General features: G+C 36.3%; 8 protein-coding genes and 2 rRNA genes. 4 read left to right on the forward strand and 6 right to left on the reverse strand.

Going from position 1 to position 17,682, the window contains the following annotated elements:
• Positions 1 to 15: 15 nt before the first annotated feature.
• Entirely contained in the window at positions 16 to 2,088 is a 2,073-nt protein-coding gene (gene rnr, locus DWB61_RS11860) for a ribonuclease R (RefSeq protein WP_231602215.1), read from the reverse strand.
• A 304-nt stretch (positions 2,089 to 2,392) separates the two neighbouring features.
• On the opposite strand from rnr, the gene DWB61_RS11865 reads away from it, so the two are divergent.
• The 4 genes from DWB61_RS11865 (at position 2,393) to DWB61_RS11880 (ending at position 14,060) form a co-directional block, all read left to right on the forward strand.
• Positions 2,393 to 8,011, forward strand: coding sequence for an alpha-2-macroglobulin family protein (locus tag DWB61_RS11865; protein ID WP_125031126.1), 5,619 nt, complete (start codon positions 2,393 to 2,395; stop codon positions 8,009 to 8,011).
• Positions 8,012 to 8,811: 800 nt separating this feature from the next.
• Positions 8,812 to 11,184, forward strand: coding sequence for a penicillin-binding protein 1C (gene pbpC, locus DWB61_RS11870; protein WP_125031127.1), 2,373 nt, complete (start codon positions 8,812 to 8,814; stop codon positions 11,182 to 11,184).
• Positions 11,185 to 11,342: 158 nt separating this feature from the next.
• Positions 11,343 to 12,818: a cysteine--tRNA ligase gene (gene cysS / locus DWB61_RS11875; protein WP_125031128.1), complete on the forward strand. Its 1,476-nt coding sequence runs from the start codon at positions 11,343 to 11,345 to the stop codon at positions 12,816 to 12,818.
• A 126-nt stretch (positions 12,819 to 12,944) separates the two neighbouring features.
• Positions 12,945 to 14,060: a glutaminyl-peptide cyclotransferase gene (locus DWB61_RS11880; RefSeq protein WP_125031129.1), complete on the forward strand. Its 1,116-nt coding sequence runs from the start codon at positions 12,945 to 12,947 to the stop codon at positions 14,058 to 14,060.
• Between the two features lie 9 nt (positions 14,061 to 14,069).
• On the opposite strand, the gene DWB61_RS11885 is transcribed toward DWB61_RS11880, so the two are convergent.
• The 5 genes from DWB61_RS11885 to rrf (DWB61_RS11905) form a co-directional block, all read right to left on the reverse strand.
• Complete coding sequence (locus DWB61_RS11885; RefSeq protein WP_156190243.1) at positions 14,070 to 14,909, reverse strand: DUF3108 domain-containing protein; 840 nt, start codon at positions 14,907 to 14,909, stop codon at positions 14,070 to 14,072.
• Positions 14,910 to 14,919: 10 nt separating this feature from the next.
• Positions 14,920 to 15,231 carry an MTH1187 family thiamine-binding protein gene (locus DWB61_RS11890; protein ID WP_125031131.1) on the reverse strand — a complete coding sequence of 104 codons (312 nt, stop codon included), beginning with the start codon at positions 15,229 to 15,231 and terminating at the stop codon, positions 14,920 to 14,922.
• Positions 15,232 to 15,244: 13 nt separating this feature from the next.
• Positions 15,245 to 16,939, reverse strand: a complete 1,695-nt coding sequence (locus DWB61_RS11895) for an Ig-like domain-containing domain (protein WP_125031132.1) — start codon at positions 16,937 to 16,939, stop codon at positions 15,245 to 15,247.
• 381 nt (positions 16,940 to 17,320) lie between these two features.
• A 5S ribosomal RNA gene (rrf, locus tag DWB61_RS11900) occupies positions 17,321 to 17,431 on the reverse strand.
• 120 nt (positions 17,432 to 17,551) lie between these two features.
• Positions 17,552 to 17,662 (reverse strand): 5S ribosomal RNA (gene rrf, locus DWB61_RS11905).
• Positions 17,663 to 17,682: the final 20 nt, after the last annotated feature.

Consider the following 17,682-nt stretch of genomic DNA (forward strand, 5'->3'; position numbering starts at 1 on the left):
TCTTGTTTTAGTCAATTAAGCTAAAACAAAATCTAATTGTTTAGCAGCTAAATTAGCTTTAGTGACAAGAATTTTCACATCATCACCTAACTGATAAATCTTTCGGTGATGACGTCCAACAATACAGTAATTCTCTTCGTCAAACTCATAATAGTCATCTTCAAGCTCACGAATAGAAACCATTCCTTCACATTTATTGTCGTTCAACTCCACATAAAAGCCCCATTCGGTAACGCCCGAAATGGTACCTTCAAATTCCTCTCCCACATTATCGAGCATAAATTCAACTTGCTTATACTTTATTGAAGATCTCTCTGCTTGTGCTGCTCGTTGCTCCATATCGCTACAATGCTTACACTGAGATTCTGTTTTATCTTGATTTGCAGATTTTCCATGATTCTCGTATTGAGTTAATAAACGATGAACCATCATATCCGGATAACGACGAATTGGTGAAGTAAAATGCGAATAATGATCGAAATGCAAGCCATAGTGCCCAACATTATTGGTTGTGTACTCAGCTTTTGCCATTGATCGAATAGCCAAAGTCTCTACCAGATTTTGTATGGCATTCCCTTTTACATTATGCAAAAGTTCATTCATCGATTTTGAAATAGCAGAAGGTGAAGCCGTTTTAATACCAAACCCAAACTTGTGAATAAAGTTATTAAAGGTCTCCAATTTTTGAGTATTTGGCTGATCATGGGTTCTGTAAACAAAAGTTTTAGCTGTTTTTCCCTTTGGTACACGCCCAACAGATTCTGCAACCTTTTTGTTTGCCAAAAGCATAAACTCCTCAATCAACTTATTTGAATCCTTCGACTCCTTGAAATAAACACTCAGAGGTTTTCCATTTTCATCGATATCGAATTTCACCTCATATCGATCAAAATCAATAGCACCCTGCTTAAAACGTCTTGCTCTTAATTTCTTAGCTAATTTATCCAGACAAAGAATCTCTTCCTTATAATCTCCTTCTTCGGTTTCTATTACATTCTGAGCTTCCTCATATGTAAATCGACGATCAGAACAAATAATTGTTCTACCAATCCAGGTACTATAAACATCAGCATTCTCATCTATTTCAAAAACTGCCGAATAAGTCAGTTTTTCTTCATTAGGTCGCAATGAACACAATCCATTAGACAAACGTTCTGGTAACATGGGTACAACACGATCGACCAAATAAACAGATGTGGCACGTTCGCAGGCTTCTTGTTCGATGATACTGCCAGGAAGCACATAATGTGTCACATCGGCAATATGCACACCAACTTCCCAATTCCCATTCTCTAATTTTCGAAGCGATAAAGCATCATCAAAATCTTTCGCATCAGCTGGGTCGATCGTAAAGGTTGTGATGTCCCTAAAATCACGTCGTTTTGCAATTTCCTCTTTGGTGATTTCATCCGAGATTTCTTCTGCAGCTTCATTCACATGTTCAGGAAATTTGTATGGCAAATCAAACTCTGCAAGAATCGCATGCATCTCCGTATCGTTATCACCCGACTTTCCTAGTACATCTGTAATTCTTCCAATAGGATTTTTCGCTTTCTTAGGCCATTCCGTAATCTGAGCGATAGCTTTATCCCCGTCTAATGCACCATTAAGTTGTGATAAAGGAATAAAAATATCATGAGGCATATTTCTTCCAAGAGGAATTAAAAATGCAAAGTTTTTTGATGTCTGAACAACACCAACAAAGCTTGTTTTCTTTCTTTTAACAATTTCAACAACTTCACCCTCTGGCTGCTTGCTTTTTCTACGTGCAAACAAAAAGACTTTCACCAAGTCGCCGTGTAAAGCTCTATTTAAATTTGCTGGACTCACAAAAATATCTTCTGTTGTTTCCTCAGAAACAATATAGGCAGCTCCTCGAGAAGTCATATCAACCACTCCTTCAACTGTACCCATTTTTGCTTTCAATTTGAATTTCCCTGTCGACACTTCACTAATTTGATCTAAAGCAACCAAATCGTACAAAACCGACACAATTAAGCGTTTAATGCCCATATCTTTTATTTCAAGAGCTGCAGCAATTTGCTTATAGTTTAAAGTTTTCGATGATTCTTTTGCAAAGATCTCCATCACCTGTTGCATTAAACTTTGCTTATTATATCGGGACTCTGTTTTTTTTCTTTTTCCTACCATAAATGTAAATATACTTAATTCACCCTGAATTAAGAGTGTTAATACAAAAGTAGTCAAAAGGATTGAGTATGTATTTGTTTTCCATCATCCCTGTGTAAATTCTTTACTATCATAATTGATGTAAGTTCTTATTTTACATACCGGATTATTTTTATATTTGTCATTGTTCAAGTGTACAACTGAATAAATCAAATACACTCAGTTTAAGAATATTTACTCCATAATTCTAACTAATTCCTTTATGAAACGATTTCACTCATTTCTACTTTTATTATTGAGCTTAATAGTATTTACGCAATGCAACCATAAGAAACCTGCCAAGCCAGCTAAAGTTGATCCAGCATTTTCAGCTCATATAGTTGGGTATACTAATGGAATCGTTGCGAAAGACGCCAGTATTAGAATAATTCTAAGAGATGCAATGACTGAGGATATTGAGGATACTAAAGTCAAAGGAGATTTATTCTCCTTTTCGCCATCTATAAAAGGAGAAGCATGGTGGCTAGACCGAAAAACAATTGAATTCAGACCAGCAAAACATTTAAAATCAGGACAAGATTATAAGTTTGAATTTAAACTAGGTAAGCTTTTGACTGTTTCCGAAAACCTTCAAGTCTTCAAATCAGCATTTAAAGTCAAAAATCAAAGTATATCTGTAAGCTTCGATGGTATGAGTGCCTATGAAGATTCGAGTCTTGAAGTTCAAAAGCAGGAAGGTAAAATATTGACAGCCGATATAGCTACTGAGGCTGAAGTAGAGTCTGTGTTATCAGCAACTCAAAATGGATCTATACTTAAAATTGCATGGGAGCATAATGGCACTGTGCATAAATTTACAATCGACAGCTTAAAACGAGGTGAGAAAAGATCTGAATTAGTATGTCAATGGAATGGTTCAAGTCTTGGAGTAAAGGAAAAAGGTGAGAAAACCATTGAGATTCCTCCTCTTGGAAATTTTAAAGTGAGCTCGAGCCACTTATACCAAACACCAGAACAGTGCGTTCTTATTTATTTTTCTGACCCATTAGATTTAGATCAGGATTTGGAAGGATTAATAAGATTAAAGTCGGGAGAGAATCTCAGGTTAGAAGTAAACGCAAATACGGTAAAAATATATCCCAAAAAACGACTAATTGGTAAAAGCGAAGTGATCGTTGAAACTGGAGTCAGAAACTCAAGTGGCTATCAACTCGAAAAAGAATATCGCACAGAAGTTACTTTTACAAGTATTAAACCCAATGTTGAACTAATTGGCGATGGTGTTATTATTCCAAACTCTAATGGTTTAATTTTTCCGTTTAAGGCTGTGAATTTAAGTGGGGTGAATGTTAAAATCATAAAAGTATTTGAAAATAATATTCCCTACTTTCTTCAACAAAACCAATTTAATGGAGATAGAGAATTAAAACGTTGGGGGCGTATTGTATACAAAAAAGCGGTTCCCTTAGTGTCCGAAAAGAATATCGATTACTCAAAATGGAATACTTTCTCTTTGGATTTATCTGAGATGATTGCGACTGAACCTGGCGCCATTTATAGGGTTCATATTAGCTTCGACATGTCTCAATCTCTTTATCCATGCTCAGATTCTGAAGAAAAGGAAGAAGAGAAAGATCTTTTTGTAGTGGACTCAGAACAAAAATTATATGATGAGCCTTCGGGCTATTATTATGATGATGAAGACAACGATTATTACGAAGAGTATAATTACTCTGACAGAGATAACCCTTGTAAAAAATCATATTACCTCAGAAACAGACACTCTGTTGTTCGAAATGTCTTGGCTTCAAATTTGGGTCTCATTGCAAAAGGTGGCGATGGTGGCAAACTTTGGGTGGCTGTTACTGATATTGTATCAACCGAAAAGCTATCTGATGTTGATATTGAATTGTACAATTACCAAAATCAACTTATTACCAAAGGCAAAACTAATGCAGAAGGTTTGTATGAAGTGAGTTCAGATAAAAAACCATTTTTATTAATTGCTCGTAAAAACAATCAACTGGGTTATTTAAGACTTGATGATGGTTCGGCTCTATCCTTAAGCATGTTTAATGTCTCGGGAGGTAAAACGCCTAATGGGGTAAAGGGCTTTATTTATGGAGAACGAGGGGTTTGGCGCCCAGGTGATTCGTTGTTTGTATCTTTCATTTTGGAAGATAAAAATCAATTCTTACCCAAGGATCACCCAGTTGTATTCGATTTGTATTCTCCCGATAATCAACTCTTTCAGCGCCAAGTTAAAACAAACTCAGTAAATGGGTTTTACGACTTTAGAACGGCTACCGATTCTGATTCCCCAACAGGAAATTGGTTGGCAAAAGTTAAAGTTGGAGGTGCTAGTTTTACCAAAACAATTAAGATCGAAACGGTGAAGCCGAATCGGTTGAAAATAAAACTTGAATTTCCTGATGAAATTTTACAAGCTAAAAAATCTAATGCTGGTGATTTACAGGTTAACTGGCTACATGGTGCAGTGGCTAGTAACTTAAAAGTTGATGTTAATTTAAGTTTAGAGGCTCAAAAAACACAATTTAAAACTTATCAAGGCTATACGTTTGATGATACTTCAAAGGAATTTGATTCTCACGAACAAACCATTTTTGATGGTAACGTTAACGCTGATGGAAAAGCAAATTTGAAATTCAACCTTAATATCAAGCGAAATGCCCCTGGAATGCTAAAGGCTAAATTTAAAACCCGTGCTTTTGAAAAAGGTGGCGATTTTAGTACTGATATTTTTAGCATGCCATATTCACCTTTTGCCAGCTATGTTGGTTTTAAAATCCCGAAAGGGAAAGGTTGGAACGATGCATTATATTCTAACGAAAGCAATTTAATTCCGATTGTAACAGTTGATGAACTGGGTGCCCCTGTCAGTAAAAAAGACATCAAAATTGAAGTTTTTGAAATCAAATGGCGATGGTGGTGGGACAATAGCGCAAATGATGAACTGTCGCGCTATGTGAGAAATCAAAGTAGTAATTTAATTCACACCGGACATATCAGCACAAAGAACGGCGAAGCCATGTATGAATTGAATTTAGGAACCGAAACCTGGGGGCGTAAATTCATTCGTATTACCGATGTAGAAAGTGGTCACTCTTCTGGAAAAACTTTTTATACAAGTTATAAAGGCTGGTGGATTCAATCATCGAGTAATACTCCAGGTGGAGCCGAAATGCTAAGTTTTAGCACCGATAAAAAGAAATACAAAGTTGGCGAGCAAGTTAAAGTACAATTACCAACAAAATCAAAAGGGAAAGTTTTAGTCAGTATTGAATCAGGTGATAAAGTTGAGGAATTATTCTGGGTAGAAACATCCAAAGAAAACAATAGCTTCAGTTTTGAAGCCACCGAAGCCATGGCACCTAATGTTTACATACATGTATCATACATACAGCCTTACAAACAGGTTGATAATGATTTGCCAATTCGATTGTATGGTGTAGAGTTGATCAATGTTGAAGATCCTCAAACTCATCTGAATCCTATTATTGAAATGGACGACGAGTTACGTCCCGAGGAAAAGTATACGATAACAGTAAAAGAAGCTGCGGGCAAAAAAATGACCTACACATTGGCTATCGTTGATGAAGGTTTGTTGGATCTGACCCGATTTAACACGCCTGATGCTTGGTCGAACTTTTATACCAAAGAAGCATTAGGAGTTAAAACCTGGGACATGTACAAATATGTTTTAGGGGCCTATACTGGCGAGATGTCGGGATTATTAGCTTTGGGTGGCGATGAAGATTTGGTAAACAAAGGGGGCAAAAAAGCAAATCGATTTAAACCCGTAGTAAAATTTGTTGGCCCATTTGAGTTGGAATCAGGATCGAGAACCCATGAATTTACCATGCCAAATTATATTGGCTCTGTAAAGGTCATGTTGGTTGCTGGAGATAATGGCTCCTATGGAAAAACTCAAAAGGTTTGTCCTGTTAAAAAGCCACTGATGGTATTGGGTACTCTGCCTCGTGTTGTTGGCCCTGGCGAAAGCCTGAGGTTGCCTGTCACCATTTTTACGATGAAGGATGATATTAAAAATGTAAAAGTAAGCCTGGAAACCAATGAGCTGTTTAAGGTAAAAGGTAATAAATCTCAAAATTTAACTTTCGAAAAGCAAGGCGAACAAATGCTCTATTTCGATTTACTCTTGAGTGAAAATATCGGCATGGGAAAGGTCAAAATTGTGGCTACAAGTGGTAACGAACGTGCTGAATATCCTGTTGAAATAGATGTTCGCCTACCTAATCCTTCAATTCATAAAGTGCTTGAATATGCTATTGAGCCAGGCCAGACTTGGGAAGAGAATTTTAAAGCCATTGGTGTTGAAGGCACCAATAAAAGCATACTTGAGATTTCACGAATTCCTGCTATTAATTTGGGGCAACGACTTGAGTATTTGATTCGATACCCACACGGCTGTATTGAGCAAACCACATCCTCGGTTTTCCCACAATTACATTTGGCAAAACTGATGGAAATCAGCGAAGAGGATAAGCAAAAGATCGAAGACAACATCCGCGAAGGCATCAAACGTTTAAAGAAATTCCAATTGACTGACGGCGGTATGACTTATTGGCCTGATTCGTATAATGAGCAGCCAAGCGATTGGGGAACGAATTATGCAGGGCATTTTATGTTAGAGGCCAAGGCCCAAGGTTACCAATTGCCTGTCGGATTTTTGGATAAATGGATTTCGTTCCAGAGCAAGCGTTCTAACGATTGGACTCAGAGTAATCAAGATTATTATTTCAGAAGTGGACAGTTGATACAGGCTTACAGACTATACACTTTAGCCTTGGCTGGCAAACCAGCACTTGGCGCCATGAACAGAATGCGAGAGATGAATAATTTGTCAACCGTATCACGATGGAGATTGGCAGCAGCCTATCAGTTATCGGGTCGCGAAAATGTAGCCAAAGACATGATTTCTAATTTAGATATTAGCGTGAACGATTATAAAGAAATGTCCTATTCATACGGTAGTTCGGAGCGCGATCAGGCCATGATATTGGAGACTTTGGTATTGATGAATAACAAAGTAAAGGCAAAAACAGTTCTTGATGATTTGGCTGATAAATTATCTTCGAACAAATGGATGAGTACCCAAACCACAGCCTATTCGCTTTTAGCTATTTCTAAATTTGTTGGCGTAGGTGCGGACAAAATTGATTTAAAATATGAATTTACGCTCGATAATAAGGAGGCTAAATCGATAAATACAACATCTCCTATCTCGCAATCAGAATTGACTGTTGATGCCATTAATTCGCATCAAGTAAAGGTCACAAACACTAGCAATCAGGTCTTATTTGCAAAGCTGCAATTAAAAGGTATTCCATTGGTGGGCGATTCGACCTCTTCGTCGAATAATTTAAAAATGAACATCAATTATTATACGCTTGATGGTAAAAAACTAAACCCAAGTCGCTTGGTACAAGGCAGCGATTTTATTGCCGAAGTGAGTATCTCTCACCCTGGTATTAAGGTTGATTATAAAGAAATGGCTTTAAGCCAGATATTCCCATCGGGTTGGGAAATTCGCAACCTCAGACTGGAAGGGAACACAACAATAAAAGCGGGCGATAAATCGCGCTATCAGGACATAAGAGACGATAGGGTTTATACTTATTTTGATATCGAAAAGAATAAAACTAAAACCTATAAGGTGATATTGAATGCAGCATATTTGGGTCGATTTTATTTGCCAACGGTATATTGCGAAGCCATGTACGATAATGATATTAACGCTAGCCAAGCAGGACAATGGGTAGAGGTAATCTCTGCCATACCTGTTGTGGAAACGGCTATTAAGCAAACAGCAAGTGATACGATAAAAGCAGTGGAATAGAAACGTATTTTGTATTCGTGACTGATAATGCAAAACTCATTTTATTGCCATGTCACACGTAATTTTTCCTTTCGCTGGTGCGCGATTAGCTTCGCTGATCTCCACTTCGTTTCGGTAGTATCGCGTGCCTTGATTAAAAAAATAAAACCACACGATAAAATCGTGCGGCAGCGGTGGATAAAAGCAGCAAATTAGCTTTTTGATCGATGTAAGAAGTACAATGTTCGAAAAATTGTTTTTTTGATCATTGTACAAAGTACAAAACATGAAAAATTGTTTTTTTTATCAATACCAATATTGATAAAGCCTAAATAATTGCTTTTTCACCCAATATCAATAGTGACAAAGCTTGAATATTTGCTTTTTTGCCCAATATCAACATTGACAAAGCAAAAAATGATCTTTTGAATAATAAAATATCTTGAAAAAATAAAACCCAAACAATGAATCGTAAAACTATAATTCTGACTATTTGTCTATCCTGGAATAGGTGCATTTGACTGGACATTAAATTAAGCCCTTATCTTTACGTTATGAGAGGAAAAGTAAGAAGGAAGTATGATAAAGAGTTCAAGACAATGGTTGTGAACCTATGTTTAAGTGGACGCAAACCTAATGAAGTTGCATTAGAAATAGATTTGGACAGAAGTATGGTATAATAAACAAAGAAGACATTCTGTTTTGGGCTATTTAACCCCAGATCAATATGGAAAATCTAAACATATAATCGCGGCTTAATTTAAAGTCCAGTTTTTTGTTACATATCCAATAGACTTGTATAATTTATTATCTGACGTTTAATGAAACCCCAAGCCTTAAAGTCATACTTAAAACTTCCAAACCTCATTAAGTTTGGGAGTTTCCTTGTTTTACTAATTTGGTTTTGGCTTAGCTTACCCCAGCCGATATTTAATACGCCTTATTCAAGTTTACTATTCGATCGAAACAATCATTTGCTGGCAGCACAAATCGCTCCCGATGAGCAATGGCGATTTCCTGCAAGCGATAGTATTCCCTATAAATACGAACAGGCGCTCCTTTATTTCGAAGACCAATATTTCTATTATCATCCAGGAGTTAATCCACTTTCTATTGGTAGAGCTTTAGCTCAGAATATTTCAGCTAATCACATCGTCAGTGGAGGTAGCACTATAACGCAACAGCTTATTCGTATGAGTCGGGATGGCAAGCAAAGAAATTTGTATCAGAAACTGATCGAATTTGTGCTGTCTGTGAGATTGGAATTATCCTTCTCAAAAAAAGAGATTCTAAATTTATATGCCTCACATGCCCCATTTGGAGGTAATGTTGTGGGATTGGAAACGGCCTCTTGGCGATATTATGGCCGCTCTTCAAGTAAACTCTCTTGGGGAGAAACAGCCACTTTAGCGGTTCTTCCAAATTCGCCATCATTAATATATCCAGGTAAAAACCATGAAATATTATTAGCAAAACGAAACCGACTGTTGGATAAGTTGGCTAAAAATGACATTATCGATTCCTTAACCTGCGAATTGGCTAAAGCTGAGGAATTGCCACAAAAACCCAAAGCTTTACCTCAATTAGCACCTCACTTATTAACCCGCGCCATCAACGACGGACAACAAGGCAAATCGATTCAAACAAGTTTGGATATCAATATTCAGGAATCCTGTAACCGAATTATTGAGCAACATTACTTGCGACTTAGAGAAAATCAAATTCAGAATGCAGCCGCACTAATTATTGATGTCAAATCGGGAAAAGTACTTGCCTATGTAGGGAATACACCAGGCGCAGATATCAATTCAGGCCATCAGGTCGATTTAATCTCTTGCAATCGCAGTTCAGGAAGCATTCTCAAACCATTCCTTTATTCCTTAATGATTAAGGAATCGGAACTTTTGCCACACACCTTATTAGCCGATATCCCCACTCAAATATCAGGCTATGCACCAAAGAATTTTAATAAAAAGCACGATGGTGCCGTAAAAGCCAGCGATGCATTAGCAAGATCCTTAAATATTCCTGCCGTTTTGATGCTTCAAAAATATGGAGTTGATAAATTTCGGAATAAGCTTAGAGAACTAGGTTTCACAAGCATTAATCGATCAGCTGATAATTATGGTTTGAGTTTAATATTGGGAGGTGCAGAGGTGAGTTTATGGGATCTTGGAAGCATTTATGCCAGCCTGAGTAGAATGTTACAATTCTACACGGATGGGAGTTCAGAATATTCAAGCGATTTGTATTTTCCAGCTTCCTATAAATCATCATTTGCTTATACCATCCAAAACAAATCTTTCAATGATATGATGGGAGCTGCTCCCGTTTATCACACTTTCGAGGCTTTAAACGAAATGGATAGACCCATCGATGGTGTCAATTGGAGCCAGTATAATTCATCACGCAAAATCGCATGGAAAACAGGAACGAGCTTTGGTCATCGTGATGCATGGTCGGTTGGTGTTACACCCGAATATGTTGTTGCTGTATGGGTCGGCAATGCCGATGGCGAGGGACGACCGGGCTTAACAGGTGGTGCAACAGCAGCACCCGTTTTATTTGATATTTTTAAATCGCTCCCAACTAGCACTTGGTTCAATAAACCTTACGACGACATGTTGAAAGTTGCTGTTTGTAAAAAGAGTGGCTACAAAGCTTCATTCAATTGCAGTGAAATAGACAGTCTAGATATTGCAATTCCCGGAGAACGAACAGATGTTTGCCCCTATTGTAAACAAATCAATTTAGACAAAACGGGTCAATATAGAGTAAATGCCGATTGCTACCGTGTTAGCGATATGATCCAGAAATCGTATCTGGTTTTACCTCCAGCAATGGAATGGTATTATCAAAGGAAAAATCCCTTATACCAATCTCGACCTCCCTATTTAGAAGCTTGCATGAGTCAGGGAAATGAAAACATTGATATTATTTACCCCAAGAATAACACCCGCCTTTTTATACCTAAGAATTTTGGAGGCTTGCTCGAGCGTTCAATTTTCCAGGCAGCTCATAGTATCCCTGGCGCAACGATTTATTGGCATATAGATAATGAATATTTAGGCAGCACTAATGATGTTCATGAAAAAGAAGTGCTTGCTGGTTTTGGCAAACATACTCTCACATTAATAGATGACAAGGGAGAAGTTTTAACTCGAAGATTCGAGGTGGTAATGAGTGAGAAATAGTTAACTATCTCTTCCGTACGACTATTATTGCTTATAATCAGCCTTTGAAGCCATATTTTTTTATAATTTTACACACCCAAAAGAAACCGATCATTCTTTTGACTATTTTAAGCTGTATATCAACAAGTATGAATTGCTGATATTTAAATACAATGACGATGGAAAATAATTTGCAAATTTACAATACACTCAGCCGAAAGAAAGAGCTGTTTACGCCTATTAACCCCGGACATGTTGGATTATATGTTTGTGGTCCTACTGTTTATGGTGATGCTCATTTAGGTCACTCTCGTCCAGCAATTACTTTCGATATATTATTCCGTTTTTTAAAGCATTCTGGCTATAAAGTGCGTTACGTTCGTAACATTACCGACGTAGGACACCTGGTTAATGATGCTGACGAAGGAGAGGATAAAATTGCACAGAAAGCTCGTTTAGAAGAGTTGGAACCTATGGAAGTGGTTCAGTTTTTCACTGATCGTTACCACAAAAATATGGACGATTTGAATGTTCTAAAGCCAAGTATAGAACCTCGGGCCTCGGGCCATATCATCGAACAAATGGAGGTTATCGATAAATTGTTTGAGAATGGTTTTGCCTACGAAAGTAATGGCTCTGTATATTTCGATGTAGAATCTTATAGTAAACAACACGATTACGGTAAGCTTTCTGGTAGAAAAATTGAAGATCTAATTTCGAATACTCGTGAGTTAGAGGGACAAAGCGAAAAGAAAAATAGCTTTGACTTTGCACTTTGGAAAAAAGCCAATCCTGAGCATATCATGCGATGGCCTTCAAAATGGAGCGATGGTTTCCCTGGATGGCATCTTGAGTGTTCGGCTATGAGTCAAAAATATTTAGGTGCAGAATTCGATATTCATGGTGGTGGATTAGATTTGCAATTCCCACACCACGAATGTGAGATTGCACAGTCAACTGGTGCGCATGGTCACGAAGCTGTCCGTTATTGGATGCATAATAACATGATCACAATCAATGGTCAGAAAATGGGAAAATCATTGGGTAATTTCATTACACTTGATCAACTTTTTGCTGGTGATAATGATGTGTTAGAGCAAGCTTATAGTCCTATGACTATTCGATTCTTCATTTTACAAGCTCACTACCGCAGTCCTCTCGATTTTTCGAATGATGCACTTAAAGCTGCAGAAAAAGGCTTTAGTAGATTAATGACTGCTGTAGCAACACTTGATAAAATTAAAGCAGCTGCAGAATCAACAGTTAATGTTGAAGAGCTAAAAACTAAAGCTTATGCTGCATTAAATGACGATATTAATACGCCAATTCTAATTGCTCATCTTTTCGATGGCGTGAAAATGATCAACTCATTAGCAGCTGGAAAAGAACAAATCACTGCTGAACAGCTTGAATCACTTAAGAAACTTTATCAAGACTTAGTTTACGATGTGTTGGGATTGAAAAATGAAAAAGAAGATGATGGGGGAACCAATGAGATTTTAGACAAGCTTATTTCCTTATTACTAACAACACGAAACGAAGCTAAGCTAAATAAAGATTGGGCAACTGCCGATAAAATTCGTAACGAATTAAGCAGTTATGGTATTGCCATAAAGGATACAAAAGACGGTTCCGAATGGGAAATCATTCAATAATACAAAAGCTGCTCAATAAATATTGAGCAGCTTTTTTTTAATCAATTGTTAAATTAATATCATTAGTTTAACTTTGATCTTCGGAGTTTACTCTCGTTTACTATAATTTCACCTCTTTCTTAAAATATGAAACTTCAATCTCTTATTATCTACTTATGTCTTGTTTCACTTACAGCTTGTAATGGAAACGGAGCTCATAAAACTTTATCTAAAACAGAAAACGAAGCTCAAATTAAAGTTGTAGAGTACATACATAGTTTAAAGTTAAAGAATCCACAGCGTGCCAAGCTTTTTGCTCAAGGAGATACAATTGAAATTTCAATCAAAAAAAGACAGAATTCAGAAGCTATCGATTCCTTACAACTATTCATTGATGGTAAGGTAAACCAAACAATTTTATCTAAACCCTGGACTTTTTCACATATTGCAAAAGAAAAAACAATGGGGAAGCATAATTTTCAACTGATGGCTTATCACAAGGATGGTAAAGTCGGAAATATCTCATCGTATTACAATCTTAAATCGAATATTGCGCCTAAGGAATTGACCTATAAAATTGTTAATACCTTTCCACATGATGTAAAATCCTATACTCAAGGCTTATTCTACCATGATGGATACTTATACGAAGGAACTGGTCAATATGGCGAGTCAACACTTAGAAAAATTGATATCCCAAAGGGCAACAGTGTTTTTGATAGAAAACTAGAACCTAATTATTTCGGAGAAGGGATCACTTATTACGGTGGGAATATCATCCAGTTAACTTGGAGAGAATCTAAGGCTTTTGTAATTGATGCTGAAGATTTTTCTCAGAAAGATTATTTTAAGCCTCCAACTACAAACGGACAGGCATGGGGAATTACAACCATGAATAACCAACTTGTTATTTCTGATGGGAGTAATATACTAACGCTTGTCGATCCGAAGAGCTACAGTAAAATTGGTGATATAGAAGTTTACGACGAAAAAGGGCTAGTGGATACTTTAAATGAGTTAGAGTATATCAATGGTAAAATTTACGCCAATGTCTGGTTAACCGACACCATTGTTGTAATCAATCCTAAAACAGGACGAGTTGAAGCGAATTTAAATCTAGAAAATATTTTATCCCCAGCCGAAAAACGCAAACTAATCAAAGGTGATGACGTTCTAAATGGTATCGCTTACGATTCTATAAATAATCGCCTATTTGTAACAGGAAAACGATGGTCTAAACTCTTTGAAATAAAGATTGATTAAATCGATTGTCTAATCAAGTTCTACTTTTCCTGATCGTTTCTTAAAATGAGAATTTCGTGTTGATCTTAGGCCTTCGTATGAATTAAGAAGGCCTTTAACACTTCCGATTAATACTTTTGCCTCGACCATAATTGGAACTCGGTTTCTATCGTTACTCACCCAAATGGTCATATCCTCTCCACCTTGAAAAAGATGTCCTTTTACCAACATTGGAGAAAATTTTAAACACTCATAAACTTCCCCACTTTTAAGCTTCACGTTTTCTATCCCTTTATATCTGATATATAGATTATGAACCTCGTTATCAATCAGCATTCGCAGCGGAATTTTTTCTTTCTTTTTATATTTTGAAAAATCTAAGTTACGGGTATAATAAGCAACCGATACAATATCAGAGCTGATCGTTTTATTCTCAAGTGTATCTTTTTTTTCAGGTTTTTGTCTTTTTCTAATTTTCGAGTATATCTGATCCTTATCGTAATCAAACCAATATTCATGTCGAGCAATATAGTCTCCTTCATGCGTTTTGCGATCGAAATAAAAAGGTTTTAAACTCGTTGTATCAACGTAACATGAAATTGTATCACGTAACTTGAAAAACCAATCAAAAGCCTTTAAACTTCTCCCTAAAGCTTCAATTTTATAGGCTGGCTTGTCAGAGTATAATTCGTTTTTAACTTCCAGCTTAACTTCTCCTGCAGCAACCCATAAAAAGCCCCAATTATAGTAGCCTCTAAAAGTCAATTTTTCACCCGACTGAAAAGCAAAATTCTCAATCCCAGATTTCTCCTGAGATTTTAATTGACCAATCGAACAAATTAATACGAGGATAAAAAGAATATATCTCAAATCAGAAATATTAAAGATTAACCTTACCTATTTTCTTCTCAATCGCATCGACCTTAGATTTAAGACGATTATGTTTGTTTTTCTGAATATCAACTGTCATGCTTGAATAAACTCGATCAGAATGTGGCTCAAGAATAGCATAAGCTTTATTCACAATATCCAATGCTTCAGGAAAAGTCTCTGTTTCTATAAGAGTACCCATTGCCGTTAATTGATAATCAACACCGCTTTCGCGAATCATATCAATTACCTGACTTACATATTGACTAACGCTATCTCCTTTATCCGTGGGAAAAATTGCAAATTCCAAAAGTGCTGACATATATAGTAAGTGTTTAGTGTTCGTGAGATATTACAACATTCTCTTCAACGTCCCAATTAGAGCGTACCTTTATCTCCTTACGGAAATAATGAACGGTCTCTGGCTGAAGTTTTAGATTATAGTTACCCGTATCCCATTTTCCATTATCATTCCAATCTTCAATAATTTTTATGATATAGGTTTTAGGTTCAAGATAGTCAAAAGTGAGTAGCCCGTCAGCATAAATCTTTTTACTCTGAACGAGACTTTCATTCTTATTATTCTCGATGATCTGCACAATTACAGGTTGATGAACATGCTCAACTTTCAAAAGAATCTTCCCATAGAATTCAAGTTCTTTCGTTTTAAATTTCTTGGTGAAAGCATCACTTTTTAAAGCATAAATATTTTCAAAAGTAGCTGAATCAATATCTAAACGGTAATTAGTTTCAGATTCCCATTTCACATTCATATGATAGGTACGTAATAAAGCCGAATCTTTCACAAAATTAAAAGGAACAGCAACCTCTAGAGTATCGACCATTTTAACGAGATGAATACTATCTAGGATAAAGCTAGATAAAGGTTCGTTGAACTCAAATTCAACACTTTTATTAAGATCATGAATAGATTTCAAATTCGATTTAAACTCAAAAACAGGTTTCTTAATTTTGGCTTTCTCAGTCTGCTTCTTTGTTTGCTTTGCCTTTTTAGGATCTTTAAAATTTAACTTTAAAGTGTCACTAAAACTAACAAGTTGTTTAGTTGAGTCAGTTTTTAAATAGTTCAGTACAGCAATTAAAGTATCCCTCTTGTAAATATTAGAATCAACAAACCAATACGATAAGGTGTCTCGGGTACTATTACTCTCTATCAGAAAACTACTCGCATCGTCCTCTATATCTAAAATATCAATTTTTAAATAATCAGTTCTTTTATAAGAGAACTCAAAATCTAGCTTCTCACGTCTGGAGCGATTGAATTTAGTAAGGTACAACAACGGGTTTTCCTCCTCAAATAAATTAATATGCAAATCAGCAGGACTAAAAGCCGTATAAGTTCTAAGGGCCGATGAATCCGGAGTAATACTATCCAGTTTTTGGAAAGTTTGAGCTGCTGGGGTTAACAGAGTATCTAAAAATCCAATAATCTCACCTGGCCCATTATACTTATAATCTCGATTTCCATCGACTAATGCGAATAATTTATAAGTTCCAGCTTTTAAATTACTTAGATTAAAATGACCTGCGGTATCCGTTTGAGCAACATAATCTGGAATTGTTGTTAGAGGCACTGAATCCTGATGATTAGAATAAGCATAAATCTGAACTTTCTCAATTGGAAGATTAGTAAACGCATTAACGGCATGTCCTTGTATACTTAAAGAATCCAATTCCTTCCCTGTAGAAAATACATACTTAAAATTACCTAAAGGATTACCTTCATTATTATCAGCAATACCATCGGCAAAATCCAGTGTATAAGTTGTATGGGCTTTTAAACTATCACCCATATCAACATAAATAGATTTACCACGTAAATTCACAGTGGGCTTTCTATCAAGAGGTGGAGAAACAACAAATTTTTCGTTGATATCCTTCAATTGCACAAATTCATTGAAATAGATATTCACCTTTCCCCCTTTAACTTCTGTTGAAAAATTGGAAGGACTTGTTTTTTCAACAACAGGAGACTCTTCATCCTTAGGTCCACCAATAGGATATCCCATGTTTGCACATGAATAAATTAGGGAAGAAATAAACAACCCAACAAATATTTTACTAGTAAATGCTTTCAATTCGATATGTTTTGATAATGATCTACAAAATTATAAAGATTAGAAACAAAAATAAGTTAATAAAGCCAAAATGCTCATGTCAAAGGTTTTTAATTTTGATTTATTAAGGAATAGATATCAAAAAAATATAATCCAAGTCGAAAACAGATTTAGGAGTGTATAGAAATAAAAGATATTACTAAATGAGAAGCTTTGTTTTTGTCTTATTTACACTGTTTTAAGGAAGTATTTTTGTGTAAACATAGTCTTAATACCATCAGATTTTATTGCATAAAAAAAGCGTCTTGCTTCGTTAGAAACAAGACGCATAAAGGTCGGCATCGACCTACTCTCCCACCTTTCGGCAGTACCATCGGCGCTAATAGGCTTAACTTCTCTGTTCGGGATGGGAAGAGGTGGAACCCTATTGCTATAGATACCTGAAATTGTCATCAACACGAAGGTTGATTTATATTTTTAATTCAAATAGAAACCTTATTTCTATAGAATATTCTTTAATCTAAAAAAAAGCGTCTTGCTTCCATTGGAAACAAGACGCTTAAAGGTCGGCATCGACCTACTCTCCCACCTTTCGGCAGTACCATCGGCGCTAATGGGCTTAACTTCTCTGTTCGGGATGGGAAGAGGTGGAACCCCATTGCTATAGATACCTGAAATCTTCAGTTATCAGCATT

It is taken from the genome of Ancylomarina euxina (genome assembly GCF_003863355.1).
In the GTDB taxonomy this organism is placed as follows: domain Bacteria; phylum Bacteroidota; class Bacteroidia; order Bacteroidales; family Marinifilaceae; genus Ancylomarina; species Ancylomarina euxinus.